The 15,607-nt window shown below is 48.0% G+C and carries 13 protein-coding genes; 5 read left to right on the plus strand and 8 right to left on the minus strand.

What is annotated here, in order from left to right:
- The 4 genes from AAC007_RS02320 (at window position 1) to AAC007_RS02335 (ending at window position 4,336) form a co-directional block, all read left to right on the plus strand.
- Window positions 1–891 carry a HupE/UreJ family protein gene (locus tag AAC007_RS02320; protein WP_339674466.1) on the plus strand — a complete coding sequence of 297 codons (891 nt, stop codon included), beginning with the start codon at window positions 1–3 and terminating at the stop codon, window positions 889–891.
- 14 nt (window positions 892–905) lie between these two features.
- Entirely contained in the window at window positions 906–1,253 is a 348-nt protein-coding gene (locus tag AAC007_RS02325) for a DUF6488 family protein (protein ID WP_339674467.1), read from the plus strand.
- A 10-nt stretch (window positions 1,254–1,263) separates the two neighbouring features.
- Window positions 1,264–1,611, plus strand: coding sequence for a hypothetical protein (locus tag AAC007_RS02330; protein ID WP_339674468.1), 348 nt, complete (start codon window positions 1,264–1,266; stop codon window positions 1,609–1,611).
- Window positions 1,612–2,161: 550 nt separating this feature from the next.
- Window positions 2,162–4,336: a TonB-dependent receptor gene (locus AAC007_RS02335; protein ID WP_296434593.1), complete on the plus strand. Its 2,175-nt coding sequence runs from the start codon at window positions 2,162–2,164 to the stop codon at window positions 4,334–4,336.
- Window positions 4,337–4,466: 130 nt separating this feature from the next.
- On the opposite strand, the gene AAC007_RS02340 is transcribed toward AAC007_RS02335, so the two are convergent.
- The 7 genes from AAC007_RS02340 to AAC007_RS02370 form a co-directional block, all read right to left on the minus strand.
- Entirely contained in the window at window positions 4,467–5,324 is an 858-nt protein-coding gene (locus AAC007_RS02340) for a sterol desaturase family protein (protein WP_339674470.1), read from the minus strand.
- Window positions 5,325–5,395: 71 nt separating this feature from the next.
- Window positions 5,396–6,151 carry an AraC family transcriptional regulator gene (locus AAC007_RS02345; protein ID WP_339674472.1) on the minus strand — a complete coding sequence of 252 codons (756 nt, stop codon included), beginning with the start codon at window positions 6,149–6,151 and terminating at the stop codon, window positions 5,396–5,398.
- Window positions 6,152–6,457: 306 nt separating this feature from the next.
- Window positions 6,458–9,643 carry a CusA/CzcA family heavy metal efflux RND transporter gene (locus AAC007_RS02350; protein WP_339674474.1) on the minus strand — a complete coding sequence of 1,062 codons (3,186 nt, stop codon included), beginning with the start codon at window positions 9,641–9,643 and terminating at the stop codon, window positions 6,458–6,460.
- Window positions 9,637–10,641 carry an efflux RND transporter periplasmic adaptor subunit gene (locus AAC007_RS02355; RefSeq protein ID WP_296434160.1) on the minus strand — a complete coding sequence of 335 codons (1,005 nt, stop codon included), beginning with the start codon at window positions 10,639–10,641 and terminating at the stop codon, window positions 9,637–9,639. The genes AAC007_RS02350 and AAC007_RS02355 overlap by 7 nt, the downstream gene beginning before the upstream one ends.
- Window positions 10,641–11,651: a FixH family protein gene (locus tag AAC007_RS02360; protein WP_296434161.1), complete on the minus strand. Its 1,011-nt coding sequence runs from the start codon at window positions 11,649–11,651 to the stop codon at window positions 10,641–10,643. Before AAC007_RS02360 ends, AAC007_RS02355 begins: the two co-directional genes overlap by 1 nt.
- Entirely contained in the window at window positions 11,648–13,069 is a 1,422-nt protein-coding gene (locus AAC007_RS02365) for a TolC family protein (protein ID WP_296434162.1), read from the minus strand. The genes AAC007_RS02360 and AAC007_RS02365 overlap by 4 nt, the downstream gene beginning before the upstream one ends.
- Window positions 13,070–13,150: 81 nt before the next feature.
- The gene (locus AAC007_RS02370) at window positions 13,151–13,519 is read right to left on the minus strand and encodes a hypothetical protein (RefSeq protein ID WP_296434163.1); all 369 of its coding nucleotides are present in this window, start codon (window positions 13,517–13,519) and stop codon (window positions 13,151–13,153) included.
- Window positions 13,520–13,706: 187 nt separating this feature from the next.
- On the opposite strand from AAC007_RS02370, the gene AAC007_RS02375 reads away from it, so the two are divergent.
- Complete coding sequence (locus AAC007_RS02375; protein WP_339674479.1) at window positions 13,707–14,939, plus strand: site-specific integrase; 1,233 nt, start codon at window positions 13,707–13,709, stop codon at window positions 14,937–14,939.
- Window positions 14,940–15,017: 78 nt separating this feature from the next.
- On the opposite strand, the gene gspG is transcribed toward AAC007_RS02375, so the two are convergent.
- Entirely contained in the window at window positions 15,018–15,518 is a 501-nt protein-coding gene (gene gspG, locus AAC007_RS02380; RefSeq protein WP_339674481.1) for a type II secretion system major pseudopilin GspG, read from the minus strand.
- Between the last annotated feature and the right edge of the window lie 89 nt (window positions 15,519–15,607).

Consider the following 15,607-nt stretch of genomic DNA (forward strand, 5'->3'; position numbering starts at 1 on the left):
GTGAATAAACATAATGTGGAAAAAATAGTGTTTACAACTCGTTTTTACGCGCTCATTACTGCCGTAGCGGTATTGATGTTCAGCAGTATAAATGTGCTCGCCCACGGCATGTCTGAGGCAGATAAGCAACGCGCAATTGAGGCGGGGCTGCCAGACTATATCTTGTTGGGTGCAGGCCATATGCTTACCGGCTATGACCACTTACTCTTCTTGTTTGGAGTTATTTTCTTTCTCAGCCGCTTTGTCGATATTATTAAATTCATCACGGCGTTCACCTTGGGCCACTCGCTAACGCTGGTGTTTGCCACGCTTTATACAGTACAGGCAAATTACTTTTTGATTGATGCGGTGATTGCACTCACCGTTTGTTACAAGGGCTTCGAGAATCTCGACGGCTTCAAACGTTATCTGGGCGTAGCGTCGCCTAATCTAATGTGGATGGTGTTTGGCTTTGGCCTGATTCACGGTTTTGGTCTGTCGACTCGGTTGCAGCAATTGCCGATGGGGGACGGCAGTATCGTGATGAAAATACTCGCCTTCAACGTCGGTGTTGAACTGGGTCAAATCGCGGCACTTACCGCAATGCTAGGCTTGCTGGCAGCGTGGCGCAAAACCGAATCATTCAAACGCTTTAGCGTCATGGCCAATACCTTGCTGGTCATCGTTGGTGGCTTGCTGTTCCTGCATCAATTGCACGGCTATCAGCACACTGCCTTTGCTGATAATTTCCCGATCAATACCGACGACCACGCGCATATCCATGAAGATATGGCGATGGAAGCGAAATCAAATATCCTGGAACGCTATCCCCGGCGTATGATTACTCCTCAGCCTTCGTTGCAGGACGAAGCATCCCATGAGCACGGTGATGGTGCTTATCACAGCCACTAAAGAAAGGTGAAAATATGAAACTCCGAATCGCTTTATGTTTGTTAGCAAGTTTGTTTATAAGCTCAAATCTATTAGCACATGGCGGTGGCCATGCGCCAATTACTGAACAAAAGGCTTTAGTGATAGCAACGGAAATCACCCAAGGCTTTGCCGGCGCCGACCCTCAGCTTGGCTTTGGCAAGGTTCCTGAGAGTTGGTCGAAAGTAGACGCTGAATCAGCAACGATTTACCAGAGTGGGCCCGGCTACTTTATCGTAAAGGTTGTTAACCCTAGCGATGAGCGGGCACTTTATATCCTGATGTCCGCCGAAGGCGAAGTATTTGATGCGAACATCAGCGGTAAGTTCGAAGGTGTGAACTAAAGGTGAGCTTATGACAGCCTATATATTTGCCGCTAAGCTGATTCTTGCAGCAGCGGTTATTGGTTATGCGTCGTGGCTATCGGATAAGAAACCGGTGTTGGCGGGCTTTATTGTCGCGCTACCACTGGTTTCTATTTTGGCTTTGTTATTTTCGTACATCGAACACAAAGACCCGCAGGCCAGCATCACCTTTGCCAAAAGTATTCTTTTTGGCGTGCCGATTTCTTATTTATTCTTCCTGCCGTTTTTACTGGCTGAGCGGTTTCATCTTGGCTTTTGGCAAAGTTATATATCGGGTTTGCTTTTGCTGGTTGTGGGTTACTTTGTACACCGCGCAATAATGATTGCCATTGGGTGATTTTCAAATTTTCTATCAAACTCATAACCAATTTCCGTTAAGAAGTCAGCCTCCCTCCCTCACTGTGCAAGAAGGGCCGGCAAAGTGTTGTCACTAAATGTCCGCTATTGTGAGAGGCTGTATGAAAACTCCTATAATGAAATTAATCACGCGATCCTACGTGAAATGTGTATACGATGGGCTAGAAAACTTGGTCAGATTTTGATGTAAGACACATATTCACATCAATCCTTGTCTAAATTATGACTTGAAAATAGTTTTCACACAGTCTGGTGACGCAGGAGCTTTCGAAGAACTAGATTCTAACGTTACTTGGTGTCTAGCAAACCCTAGGAAGTCCAATTTGGCGCAATGACTAACAAGGCTGCACCCTAGAAACTCCATTCTAAGCGCATAGCAGCTCCATTCTCATTCTCGTTTAACCGCTCAATTCTCAATTGCGATCAAATTCATAAGTGCCTGTTTCGCTGTATTCGCCGAGATAAAGATGCACAAGCTCGCGCCCCTTATTGACCTAAGATATGATAATCATTATCATTACGATTCGTAAATGAATAACATTAACAGAATGGGGTTGGGTGTGAAGAAGTCGCTATTGTATACGTGTATCGTGTTGTCGCCCGTAGTTCCGGCATTCGCAGATATCGCTAGTATCGAAAAAATGCTTGTCATTGGCAGTGTTGAAGGAGCACGAAGTCTACCTGGCTCAGGTGCTGTTATAAGCTCAGAACAGCTGCGAACAGAAGTCACCACAGATATTAACCAAGCACTTAAAACTGTTCCCGGTATTTATATCCTTGAAGAAGACGGCTTAGGTCTTCGTCCAAATATTGGTATTCGCGGTGCGACCAGTGAGCGCAGTGGTAAAATTACCTTGATGGAAGACGGTGTGCTGATTGCGCCTGCGCCGTATTCAAACCCAGAAGCCTATTATTTCCCAACGGCGCTTCGTATGTCGCTGTTTGAAGTACTGAAGGGCGCCCCCTTGTTACGTCACGGGCCCCAAACAACTGGGGGCATTGTAAATATGTTGTCTACACCGATCCCTGAGGAAATGAGTGGATCAGTGTTAGTCACCGCCGATCAACGCGGTTCTTCAGATATACATGCCTATTTTGGTGGCCAGACAGGCGATTGGCGCTTTTTGCTCGAAACCGTTCAGCGTAATGGAGAGGGCTTTAAGGATATCGACCGCAGTAGTCAGAACCCAGGATATGATATTTCTGATTATGTGTTTAAGCTCGGTTGGAGCGGTGAGCGTCAGAGTGTCTTGTTGAAATTACAATCTTCGGATGAAATTTCCAACGAGACCTATCTTGGACTAAGTGATAAGGACTTCAATGAAGATCCTAATCGACGGTATGGCTTAAGCAGTATTGATGAAATGGATAATGATCATCAAGCGCTCAACCTAAGCCACGTTTTTAAGTGGTCTGATACCGTGACGTCCACCGCAACGGTATATAGAAATGACTTTGCTAGGAATTGGTTTAAGTTAAGTGGCGGCGGAGATATCGTTCGAGCTGCTAATGAGGGCGGAGCGCTTGAGCAAGCCATATTAGATGGTAGCGCAGAAAAAGATGGTCTGAACTATACGAACAACAATCGGAAGTATATTTCGGAAGGTGTTCAGCTTAATTTTGATATCGAAGCGGGCGCTCATCAGTTCGCTGTAGGGTTAAGGCGTCACCACGACGAAATGGATCGTTTTCAAGTAGTAGACACCTACAAGCAAGAATCAAACGGTGACTTAGTATTCCAATCTCGCAGCAGTGATACTGGACAGGTTTCGGGTAGTAACAACCGAGAGGAAGAAGCCGACGCCCTTAGTTTTTGGTTAACCGATTCCTGGCAAGTTAGCGACGCTTTAAATATTAATTTGGCCCTGCGATACGAAGATATTGAAAGTAGCAGGCTAGAATATTCTGATACCGCTCGCACCACGTTTGCCACTGATAAAAATCGCCAAAACGACACGGCTATTTGGTTGCCCGGGGTATCATTTAGCTTCGACGTGAACGACCAAATACAATTGCTAGCCGGTGTTCACAAGGGTTTTTCGCCGCTAGGTGGTGGTGCCAAAGTATCGCAAGATCCGGAGGAAAGTAAAAACTGGGAGGCGGGTGTTCGCTTTAATAACGACCATATATTTGTCGAAACAATAGCATTTTACAGTGACATTACCGATACCACTGAAAACTGCTCAGTGGCTGCGCCATGCAGCAATGGTGATACTTCTGGTTCTTTTGCCCTTGGCGAGTCGGCGGTGTCAGGTCTTGAACTACAAGTAAGCGCAGAGGCCGCAATCGGTGCTTTTCAGATTCCACTGGACGCTGCATTCACCTACACCAAGGCCGAAATCACCAAAGACAACGCCGTTTCTGGCTTTGAATCAGGTGACAAGCGAAAGGATGTTCCTGGCCGGGTTTTTAGTTTGCGAGCGGGCTTCGAGCACCAAAGCGGTTGGAATAATTACATCGTAGCCAAATACATTGATGAAATGTGTTCTGTTGCTGGCTGTAATCGGACTGGCGACTCTTATGAAGAGACTGAAGAACTATTTGTGATGGACTTCATCAGTCGTTACCAACTCTCGCAAGATGTTGAAATATTTCTGAAAACTGAAAACATCTTTGACCAGCAGAAAATAGTCTCACGTAATCCTGACGGCGCCCGTCCAAATCGACCGCGCACCACACTAGTTGGCATCCAGTACGATTTTTAATATCAGCCTCCGATAATAACTCCCGCGTAATAACCTGCATCTGAAAAGTCCGCAGATGCTTGGTACTGTAATAAGGGTTAGTAGCTATATATTTAGCAATGCCGTGAGATAAGTACTGCGGGTCGGCGGTTCAGCCAAGGCGCTTGAACGGTGCTAGCATTTGTGGAATATAAGCTACGGGATAATCCGGCGCGGTTCCGATGCCCAGATCTTCTGAACGGATAACTCTCTCTTTGTCATAGTACGCAGTGCCTAAGAGATGATCCGTTAACGTTGTGAATAGACCGAAGTTGACATCGCCTTCTTTTGCCGTATTCAGGTGGTGGAAGCGATGAACTTGATTAATTGCCAGAACAGATCTGAGCGGCCCTGCGAAATAGGCAACATTGGAATGTTGCAGTAACAGCTGAATAACCACCGCAACAACCAGCAGCAGTAAGACTTCTTGTGGAGCGCCCATCAAGAGTAGCGGGGCAGTACCTGCAAGGGTTTCAATGGTTTGATGCAAGGGGTGTTTCATAAGACCGTTAAACCCATACATACGTTTCACACTATGATGTACTGCATGTAGCTGCCACAGCGCGCTGTACCTATGACTGGCGTAATGTGCCAGTGTAATGCCTATATCGGCGATGATCACCGCCAACAACACTTGCAACCACAGCGGTGCGAAGGAGGGCCAAATTGAATTAAATGGGATAAAACTAGCAATGATTGGGACACTTAATACGCCGACAATACTCAGTGATTCATTGACGAAGGCGTGAATAACATCACGCCCCGAGTCTGCTTGAGGCTTGTTGAATTCGGGACTAAATGGCATCCATTGTTCAATTAAGAACGACACTACGATGAGTAAGCCGACCCATGCAACCAAGGCTAATTTCGAATAATCTTGTTCCGCCATATAAATAGCGATGCCATTTCCTACGATCAGAAAGAAAGGCAAGTAGAGGACTTTGACAAACATTTCCAATGTGCTTTTCATATGCAAAAGCTTCCAGAGCTACAGAGTGCTTAGTTTGTCATTTTTCAATGGCGGCACATTGAACGAAAAAGCTATTTTGGTAGCAGCAGTTGCTTAATGGTTGTAGCGCTTACGCTGAAGGCCTGCGTTACTGCTCGGCAGAAGTGGGCCTGATCAGAAAAACCAGATAAAAGTGCTGCATCGGTGAGAGGCATTCGTCGCGATAGTTCAAATCCGACCAGCAGTTTAAGCCACTTCCTGTAACTGCGTAATGGCATGCCTGTTTGCTCTGTAAACCAATGAGAGAACCTGCTGGGTGAGAGATTTACCAAACTCGATAAGGTTTTCTGCGTAGTATTGCTGCCGCTACTAATATCATCGTTAAGTGCTGCCAAAATGACATTCAATCGCTCGTCTGGAGTGTCACTGAATTGACAGCGACATTGTTTGTCGAAGCTAATCAACGCTGCGTGGAGGTTTTTTACTTTGGCAAAGCGCGTTACATACGCGGATGAAATTTCTTCATTCAGCAAGGATATAGACCATTCCTCTACGGCTACCTGCGGTAGCAGTGTTTTACAAAAATCATGTGTTGGGTCGATATAGATGCATAATACATGTGCGGTTTCTAGTTGATGAGCGGTACCTGCAGGTATCCATAGCCCGCGTTCGAAATATCGTGTTTTGTCAGATAGCAGCGCTATTGGTTCTTCTAGGCCAATAGCGATTTGATGAGCCCAATGCCGGTGAGGTTTGTTGTCGCCCGAGGCGCCAAGAAATACCCCCATGCCTGCTGTTATGGCCGCCGACCCTAGCCAAGGCTGTGATAACAATTGATTATGATGCATTTTATCGAGTCCTCAGGGTCTATCTTGGATCAACTATTTCGCTTTGATATCTTATATAAAGTCGTTAAGGAAAAGTCAGCCTAAATTTATCTATACGCTAGCATGCACCTTTTCCAGAATAATTCTAATGGATCAGCAAACCTGAATATTTGAAACTCACTCCAATTCAATTACGCTGGCCGACTGTAAATTGAGATTCACCTAGGCTCCATTGTAATACGGCGCTATATATCGGAGGGAGACTTGCTGCGAATTTATAATAATGCCGGGTAGCCTTAGCTCCCCGGCCAGCGTTAAGCAGTAGTTTTATGAGGATTTGATTGCCGGTACTACTTTTTTAGAGCGTTGCTTCCAGATCACGAACAATGCCGGAAACACCACTAGAACCATAATGAGCGAGGTCACAACCCCACCCAGCATTGGCGCAGCGACCCGTTTCATTAGATCGGCGCCGCTGCCATTACTTAGCATGATCGGTACTAAGCCCAAAATTAATGCGAGTCCAGTCATTAATTTTGGGCGTAGTCGTTTGGCTGCACCGTCGACTACTGCCTCAGTAAGGTCATTAAAGGAGTTGAGTAGGCCGTCATCACGACGTTGTCGCCAAGATATATCTAAATACAGCATCATCAGTAGACCAAGCTCTACCGCTAAACCTGCCACGGCGATCATACCCACGGCCACGGCGACTGATATCTTGTATTCGAGCATCCACAAAAACCACAAGCTACCAACCAGAGAAAAAGGCAGCGCGAGCATGACAATGAGCGTTTCGACTAGCGATTTTCGATGAAAGTACAGCATCATAAAAATCAGCCCTAGGGTCATCGGTACGAGAATTTCTAGACGCGATTTTGCACGCTCGTAATTTTCGAACTGCCCAGCCCAGGCGAGGCGATAACCAGTGGGGATGTCGACATTTTCAGCGACCACTTTTTTGGCTAACGCGACGTAGTCCGGAATGCCGATATTGTCGGCAACGTCGACAAAAACAAAGCCGACTAACTGGCCGTCTTCATTGCGAATCATTGGCGGGCCTTTGCGATACTGTAACGTCGCGACTTGGCTTATCGGGATTTGGCCGCCATGGCTGGTAGTGACGTAAGTACGTTCTATAGCTGCTATCGAGTCGCGATAGTCACGGTTATAGCGCATTAAAATATTGTATCGCTCACGTCCTTCAACTGTCTGAGAGACTACTTTACCGCCGATGGCCATCTCAATAACATCTTGAATATCAGCAACATTCAATCCATATCTCGACGCAGCGTCTCGGTCAATATCAAAATCTAAGAAGTAGCCACCCGTGGTGCGCTCGGCAAATGCGCTTCGCGTAAAGGCAGTGGTACGACTATCACTTTGAAGTGCACGTTCGATCGCGGTCGCGGTGCTTTCAATCGTCGCGAGATCCGGCCCAAACACTTTTATGCCCAATGCCGAGCGAATCCCCGTAGCGAGCATTTGTGTCCGTGTCTGAATGGGCATCCACCAAATATTGGGCATGCCGGGGAAGCGTAACTTTTGATCCATCTCGGCGATTAAGCTATCCCAATCCATTCCTTCGCGCCATTCGCTTTTCGGCTTGAGGGTGATATTGGTTTCAATCATCGATAGTGGTGCGGAGTCAGTAGCACTCGTTGAACGCCCCACTTTTCCAAACACCGTTTTTACTTCCGGGAAGGTCATTAGTTCCCGGTTCATTGTGTGGAGCGTCTTTTGAGCTTCACTGATCGACATTCCGGGTAGGGCTGTGGGCATATACAAAATACTACCCTCATTCAATGGCGGCATAAATTCACTGCCAAGTCCACGGAAGGGGATGATCGCGGACAGCAGCACAAGAACACTGACACCCACCACCAGCCAGCGCCTATCTACCACCCAGCGTACCACGGGCGCATATAGCGCAATCAAACTGCGATTTAACCAACTGTATTCGCCGCGAATACGCCCGCGAATAAGTAAAACTGCTAGAGCGGGTATCAGAGTAACGGACAGCAGGGCTGCAAAAAACATGGAGTAGGTTTTGGTGTAAGCCAAGGGTTTAAAAAGCCGTCCTTCACTGCCTTCAAGGGCAAACACCGGCAAAAATGACACGGCAATAATTAGTAATGCGAAGAAAATGGATGGCCCCACTTCTTGCATCGCGGCAATAATGACGTCTGTGCGGTTCTGCGAGCTATCAGTTTGCTCTCGCCACAGCGCGAGACGGCGGTGTATGTTTTCTACAATGGCGATCGCCGCATCGACCATCGCGCCAATGGCAACCGCAATTCCGCCGAGTGACATGATATTGGCAGTTAATCCTTGGTAATACATAGGAATAAACGCTAATAATATGGCGATAGGCAGGGTGATGATAGCGACTAGCGCCGAACGCAGATGCAGCAAAAATACAATAATAACGAGCGAGACTATGAGGATCTCTTCACTCAGGGTTCGGCTTAAGGTATCGATAGACCGTTCAATCAGGCCGGAGCGGTCATACACGGGGATAATTTCAACTCCATCAGGCAAAGATGTCTTAACCTCATCCAAGCGAGCTTTAACTCGATTTATGACGTCTAAGGCATTTTCGCCAAAGCGCATGACCACGATGCCGCCGACGGCTAAGCCTTCGCCATTAAGCTCGGCACTGCCGCGCTGCATTGCGGGTCCTAGTGACACGGTCGCAATGTCAGACACCTTTACAGGAATACCATCGCCGGTAGTGCTAAGAACGACGCCTTCTAGATCTGCCGTTGAGGTGATGTAGCCTCTACCGCGAATAAAATGTTCGTGGCCTGAAATCTCCAGAACCCTGCCACCCACATCATTATTTGAGCGTCGTAGTGCAGCGGCGACGTTTTGTAGCGGAATGTTATAGGCGGCCAAACGGTCAGGGTCGATATTAACCTGATATTCTTTTTCATATCCGCCAACGGATGCCACTTCCGCAACACCTTGTACTGCCTCCAACGCATAGCGTAAATTGAAGTCTTGCAGACTGCGCAATTCCGAGAGGCTAGTGTTCCCCGTTTTGTCACTAAGGGCATATTGATAGACCCAGCCAACCCCAGTCGCATCCGGCCCTAAGGTCGGGGTAACGCCGTCTGGCAAATCGGCACTGGCACTATTGAGGTACTCCAATACGCGCGAACGCGCCCAATAAATATCGGTGCCATCTTCAAAGATGACGTAGACAAACGACAGCCCCATAAAGCTTTGGCCACGCACAAATTTCACTTCAGGTGCTGCGAGTAGGGTAGTGCTTAACGGGTAGGTGATTTGATCTTCCATTAAATCGGGACTGCGCCCCGGCCAGTCGGTAAAAACAATGACTTGGGTGTCTGACATATCGGGAATGGCGTCGAGCGGCGCGGCCATGAGAGAGCGCCAACCCCAGAGTGATGCTCCCACACACAGCAGTATTGTGAGTAGCCAGTTACGGGCACAAAAGCTAATTAGCGACGCAAGAAAACCCTGCGGATGCTTACTTTGGGGGTTTACCATTGCGCAATCCCCGTTTTCAGTTTCGCTTCGGCGGCAATTAAGAAATTACCAGACGTGATTACCTGTTCACCGCCGGATAAGCCCTCTGTAATTTCTATCCAGCCTTTTGTTCTTTGGCCAGTGTTGACTAAAACGGGTTTTATTTTCCCCTCGCTACCTAAATCCACAAAGACAACACGAGTTTCTCCCGCAATCATGACTCCCTCTTCGGGTACCCAAAGGCGTTTACCTAATTCCTTGTTGAAGTGAACCTGAGCGTACATATCCGGCCTGAGCTCGCCATCGCTGTTGTCGAGAACTAAACGAATGCGAGTGGTGCGGGTGAGGGGGTTGACGCTTGGGTAAATGTAATCGATTTTTGCGGGGTACTCTCGCTCACTGAGGTTTCGCATGTTAACAGTCGCAGACATCCCCTTTTCCAGTAACGACAAATCCGCTTCATAGACCTCCGCCTCAACCCAAACAGTCGAGAGATCAGCCAATTGCAGCAGCGTACTGCCCGCTTTTGCATAACTGCCACTCACGATGGATTTATTCACCACGACGCCATTTTTCTCGGCGTAAATTGGCAGAAACTCGATTGGCCTACCGCGCTGTTCTAGTGCGCGTATGTCAGCACTTGAAATATTCCATAGACTTAAGCGGGAGCGGGCGGCCTTTAGCAAGCTGTCGTCTGATCCACGACTTGCTAATCGACCTCGAGTTTCTAAATATTCTTGTTGTGCTGATAGCAGTTCTGGACTGTAAACCGTAAACAGTACTTGGCCACGCTTGACACGGGCGCCAATAAAATCGGCTTTTAACTCACCAATCCAGGTATCGAATTTTAAATTTATTTCGCTAGCACTGTGCTGGTCGTAGGCAATACGTCCCACCGCCGTGATCGATTTACTGAGCTCTCGATATTCTGCTGTCGCCGTTTTTACGCCGATTAATTGTCTTCTGCGAGCATCAATACTAATGACTCCAGACTGCGTTTGTTGTTTGCTGACCGGCACTAAATCCATGCCGCAGATAGGGCAAGATCCCGGGGCGGCCGCGCGAACTGAGTGTGCATTGAACAGGTGTAATGCGAAATTCCCGCAGGTGTTGCTGTTGCAGCATGTAACTCACTGCTGCCAGTTTGACCGGTCAGAATTAAATCACCGTGGCCCAGTAATTCACTGGATACGTCGATAGCAAAGTCGTAATCCCCTGCTTGTGGCAGGACAATAGTGCCGCGGTAACGGCCATCCGTACTTGGCAGTAACGTCACAAGGGCGGCATTGTCTTGCGCTGGAGTGTCCTCGGCACCGGGGTTTGTCATCGACTGCGTGACTAGCAGGCGAATATCAATATTGTTCAGCGCATTATTCTGGCTGTCCTGCACAGTAATGATCAGCGGATTATCACCTTGGCGGAGTTTGGCATTTTCTAATAACGCCACTTTGATAAGGTATTTGCCAACGGTATAGAAACCTTGCTTATTTGAACTAAGGTCGACACCTGGCGTAGAGGGAAATGTGGCTTGGTTGTCGTTGACGGGCATTTCACTAGCCATTGATACTCCGCCGCCACTGATTGTGAGGCTTGAGCGTCCAGTCGCCATATCAAAACTGAGATCGGCTGACGTATTGTCTTTGCTGATCTGTAATTTTAATGGCCATTCACCGCGCATAGCGAGGTCGAATTCGGCAGTGTAAAAGCCTGGGGAAATCTCATTAAATATCACGGGAGCCCGCATTGATGGCATGCTGCCCATTGCGGCCATCTCTGCCTGCCCGCGAATTTTAGCCTCCGAAACAGCATTTCCCTTGGCGTCTCGCAATTGCAAAATGGCCGTGTTGTTACCCACTGCGGGAACGCCATCTTCGAATGCAATGGCGATGCGATAATCGTCCGTGCGATATTCCTTTGCATCACTCATTTGCTGAGTGAAGGCATTGGTAGATGAACGATAGACATAGCTAAAATAGCTTAAAATCACGGCTAAAATAATAATGATACTGACAAGCAATCGCTGTTTCATTGGGCGTGCTCCGAGGTGGTATTTGGTTTGATTTTTGCGGTAGCGCTATTTTGACTCGTCGCCATGTTGGCGTGATGCTGGCTAGTTTTGGGTAAGGCCAACGGTCCGCCGAGCGCGTTCTCAAGTGCGGCTTTTGCAATTAGGTAATCAGCGCGAGCACGCTCTAAGCTCAATTCGGCATCAAGATGAACTTGCTCGGCGCTTATCAATTCACTAAAACGGCCGCCGCCTGCGCCATAGGCAGCCCGCGTCGCGCTAAGATTCTCGGCTGTTCTCGGTAATAAATCGTGCTCATAGAGGGCTATGGTATGCAGTGCTTCGTTGACGAGGACACGGGCTTCTTCTAAATCTCCCAGCACCTGCGAGCGCAGCTCATCTAATTCAGATTGCCGGCCAACGGTGTTCGCCCGGGACTCATCCCTAGCCGCGCGATATTTATCCCGCCCTAGTGGTAAGTTAATACCAATACCGACTACCCAGCGTTTGGCCGTTTCATCCCAAAGGCTGTTATAGCCAGTGAATAATTTAAAATCTGGATAGAAATCTTTATCGGCCAGTTTTTCCCTGTCGCGACTTGCTGCTATTTGTTGCTTGGCAGCTGCTAGACCTGGGTGCTGACTCAGGGCGATAAGCCGAAGCGTATCGAAATCAGGGATTGCCGTTGGCGGGGGGAGAGCGTTTGAAAGCGCAATGTCGGCGGTTGTACTGCGATTGAGCAAGGTGTTTATTTGCGCACGCAGGGTCGCCATTTGCCGTCGCAATTGAACACTTCGGTGACGAATATGCTGAAGCTCTACCTCTGCGAGCAGCACGTCTGGTTGATTGGTTATCCCCGCGGCGTAACGCGCTTCTGCCACGCGACGAAGTTCATCAACTAAGGTGCTATTGCGCTCATTAATGGTAATGGCCTGATGAATGTAGTTCCACTGCGCATAGTAGCTGAGCGCCACTGTACGTAGCTCTAGCCGCCGCAGCGCGAGATTACCACGCTCCGCCTCCGCTGTTTTAGTCGCAGCGTCGCCGCGCAAACGAAGCTTTCCCAGCCATGGAAGCGTTTGCGTTAATTCCACTCGAACATTGCTGCCGCGCCCGTTCGGCGAGTTGTAACCGCCGATGGTGTCGGGGGCAACCGCAGTAAGCAGCTGTGGGTCGGGCAAGGCAGTAGACTGAACGATTCGTGCTTCAGCCCCTTGAATCGCAGCTTCAAGGGCAGTTATTCCAGGGTTGGCACGCAGCGCTTCGTCAACGAGCGCCTGGGCAGACATTACTGCCCCCGATGACGATGACAGCGTTACCGAGCGGGTGTATTCCTCAGCTGCATACAGTGCTGGGGCAGAAATCAGGGACAACACGGCGACGACCGCAACAACAAAACGTCGGGCCAGGGCGGCGATACACCACCAATGTTGGGCGAACATAATCAATCCTCATAAAATACCTTTTGCTTGGCGCTATAAATAGGCCAAGCCACGCACCGTTATCCGGTGCCTACTAGTAAATTATGAAAATTTTGGGGGTCTGAGCAGTACGCGCTGAAACGCTGGATTGGGTGGCGGCGGGAGGGTGATTGTCTGCGTCGTTGGTTTTTTTTCAAGTGCAGCGATAGGGAGGGGTGGTAGAAAACTTGCTGTTAGTCCACCAATGCCACAATCGATGTTTTCACAGCTATTATTGCTATCCACACAACAACAGTTTGCTGGTGAATCGCAATCAGCCTGCATATCGCTGGCTTGCATGTTCGGCGTCATGTGTTCAGCCGCAACGGACGTTGTTGGATCACAATAGGCGGCCTGCAATACGCTGCCCCAGCCCGATGTAGTAAACAGCATCAGCGAAAGGATAAGTATGTAGGTGAGGCGCTTTTTCATTCGATGATTTTATTCTTTCCCTGCTTGAGCTGCAAGACGTTCATTTCAGATGGCTTTTTAGAATTACCATGAGGAGGTCATAGCTATAACATATCCGATACGGTGACGTATTGGAAATAGGGCGTGCGGGGTGCTAGAATGCTGATAGCCGATTATATACACTTATCTGTAAATATCAGGAAAATCCATGGCCATTCCTAAACCTGTCCCGCTGTACCCGACATACAAAGACCTCAAAGATGTACGGCTTGAAGAGTTTCCCGACATCGCCGCCGTGTTAGCCGATACCGATCAATGGAAATCTAAAGCGTGGCTATGGGGCCAAGAATTTCTATCTTATATTGGCCGCAACAAATCAGAACACACATACACGCGATTTCGTTCTGAAGTCGAGAAATTTCTGCTCTGGGCATTTCTCATCAAAAATAAGCCAATCGACCAATACCGAAAAGCCGATATTTTAGAATATGCAGATTTCTGCTGGCGACCGCCATTAACGTGGATATGTTTATCGAATGTTGAGAAATTTCTTATTAAAGGCGGCCTTTACACAAGTAACGCTGAATGGGCGCCATTCCGGTTGATGACTGCCAAAGGCGATACATCAACGCCAGACAAGAAAAAATACCGTCCCTCGCAAGAAACCTTACAAGCGACGTTTACCGCGATTAATGCCTTCTATAAACATCTAACTGATGAAGAATACTGCTACGGCAACCCTGTCCAATTAGCCAAGAAGGACTGTCGATATTTGATCAAAGATGCGCAGGTCAAGGACGTAAAACGCTTAACAGGAGACCAGTGGAATTTCCTGCTGGAAGTTGCTCATACCATGGCCGATGACGACTCGCGATATGAGCGAAGCCTGTTTCTCATTGCATCATTAAAAACCCTTTTTCTCCGCATTTCTGAGTACTCAGATCGCGCAGAATGGTCGCCCACCATGAGTCACTTTTGGAAGGATAATGACAATAATTGGTGGTTGAAGATCTATGGTAAGGGCCGAAAAGTCCGAGATATTACGGTGCCGCCGAGCTTTCTTAGCTATTTAAGCCGATACCGACTCTATCGAGGCCTAAATAAACTCCCTGTTGCCGGTGAAAACCACCCTATTATTGAAAAAATCCGCGGCCGTGGCGGGATGACAGCGCGACAATTATCAAGATTGGTGCAAGAAGTATTTGATATGGCTTACGAGAGAATGAAAGCCCGTTATGGCGAAGAAAATGCCAGTAACTTTAAAGAAGCGACGTCACACTGGCTGCGTCATACCGGCGCCAGTTTAGAGATTGAACGCGGTCGTGCGCTAAAAGATGTATCAGAGGATCTTGGTCATGCCAGTATGTCCACAACAGATACGGTGTACGTCCAGGCTGATGATAAAAAACGGGCTGCTAGCGGTAAGGAAAGAAAAGTTTAACTAGATACGAGATAGCAATCTACGCAATAAAAAAGGCCACTCGGGCCCTTTTTATTGCTCTTTTCAAGCGCCCGCCCCTTATTCGAAGTAACCTTCATCACTTTGAAACCGCATCGACATATCAGTATTTAAATTTTCTCCGCCCAGCTGGCCGTCAGCGCCCAGAGTGGTTAATTCAAAAGCTGGCGGCGCATCTGAACTCTCGTAAAGATAGGCATTTTTCCACGGATCATGGATGAGGGTTTCGCGGTTTATATACGGACCCTTCCAGAAGTGAGCTAGGGGCTTGATTTGCGGCCTTTCAAAAAGCGCCAATAGATTTTGCTCGGTGGTCGGATAGCGCTTGTTATCGAGTTTATATTGGTGCAAGGCAACTGAGATTCGACGAAAATCGCTCTCAACTTGCTCAACCATTGCTGAACCAATGCGCTTTTTTACGATAACGCCAACACCGATAGCAATTGCGACAGAGATAAGTAGAACAAGCATCAACTCCCAGCGTTTAATACCCCGCTGTTTTTGTTTTAACTTAATTACTTCGCGCTTGGCGACGCGGGCTTGGTACGGTTTAATCAACATTTATCGCTCTTAAATCTCTACCCATTCCGCACGCTACTTACTATCGATGCTTTTGTCTTTTTTGAATCAAAGCGACAGTGAATCAGTCG

Origin of the sequence: uncultured Zhongshania sp. (assembly GCF_963975605.1) — a bacterium.
Taxonomy (GTDB): domain Bacteria; phylum Pseudomonadota; class Gammaproteobacteria; order Pseudomonadales; family Spongiibacteraceae; genus Spongiibacter; species Spongiibacter aquimaris.

What these genes read in the sequence shown, in the direction of transcription:
- AAC007_RS02365 (WP_296434162.1), bottom strand. Translation starts at nt 13,069, where the DNA reads ATGTTCGCCCAACATTGGTGGTGTATCGCCGCCCTGGCCCGACGTTTT.
- AAC007_RS02360 (WP_296434161.1), bottom strand. Translation starts at nt 11,651, where the DNA reads ATGAAACAGCGATTGCTTGTCAGTATCATTATTATTTTAGCCGTGATT.
- gspG (WP_339674481.1), bottom strand. Translation starts at nt 15,518, where the DNA reads ATGTTGATTAAACCGTACCAAGCCCGCGTCGCCAAGCGCGAAGTAATT.
- AAC007_RS02345 (WP_339674472.1), bottom strand. Translation starts at nt 6,151, where the DNA reads ATGCATCATAATCAATTGTTATCACAGCCTTGGCTAGGGTCGGCGGCC.
- AAC007_RS02340 (WP_339674470.1), bottom strand. Translation starts at nt 5,324, where the DNA reads ATGAAAAGCACATTGGAAATGTTTGTCAAAGTCCTCTACTTGCCTTTC.
- AAC007_RS02325 (WP_339674467.1), top strand. Translation starts at nt 906, where the DNA reads ATGAAACTCCGAATCGCTTTATGTTTGTTAGCAAGTTTGTTTATAAGC.
- AAC007_RS02350 (WP_339674474.1), bottom strand. Translation starts at nt 9,643, where the DNA reads ATGGTAAACCCCCAAAGTAAGCATCCGCAGGGTTTTCTTGCGTCGCTA.
- AAC007_RS02370 (WP_296434163.1), bottom strand. Translation starts at nt 13,519, where the DNA reads ATGAAAAAGCGCCTCACCTACATACTTATCCTTTCGCTGATGCTGTTT.
- AAC007_RS02335 (WP_296434593.1), top strand. Translation starts at nt 2,162, where the DNA reads ATGAATAACATTAACAGAATGGGGTTGGGTGTGAAGAAGTCGCTATTG.
- AAC007_RS02375 (WP_339674479.1), top strand. Translation starts at nt 13,707, where the DNA reads ATGGCCATTCCTAAACCTGTCCCGCTGTACCCGACATACAAAGACCTC.
- AAC007_RS02330 (WP_339674468.1), top strand. Translation starts at nt 1,264, where the DNA reads ATGACAGCCTATATATTTGCCGCTAAGCTGATTCTTGCAGCAGCGGTT.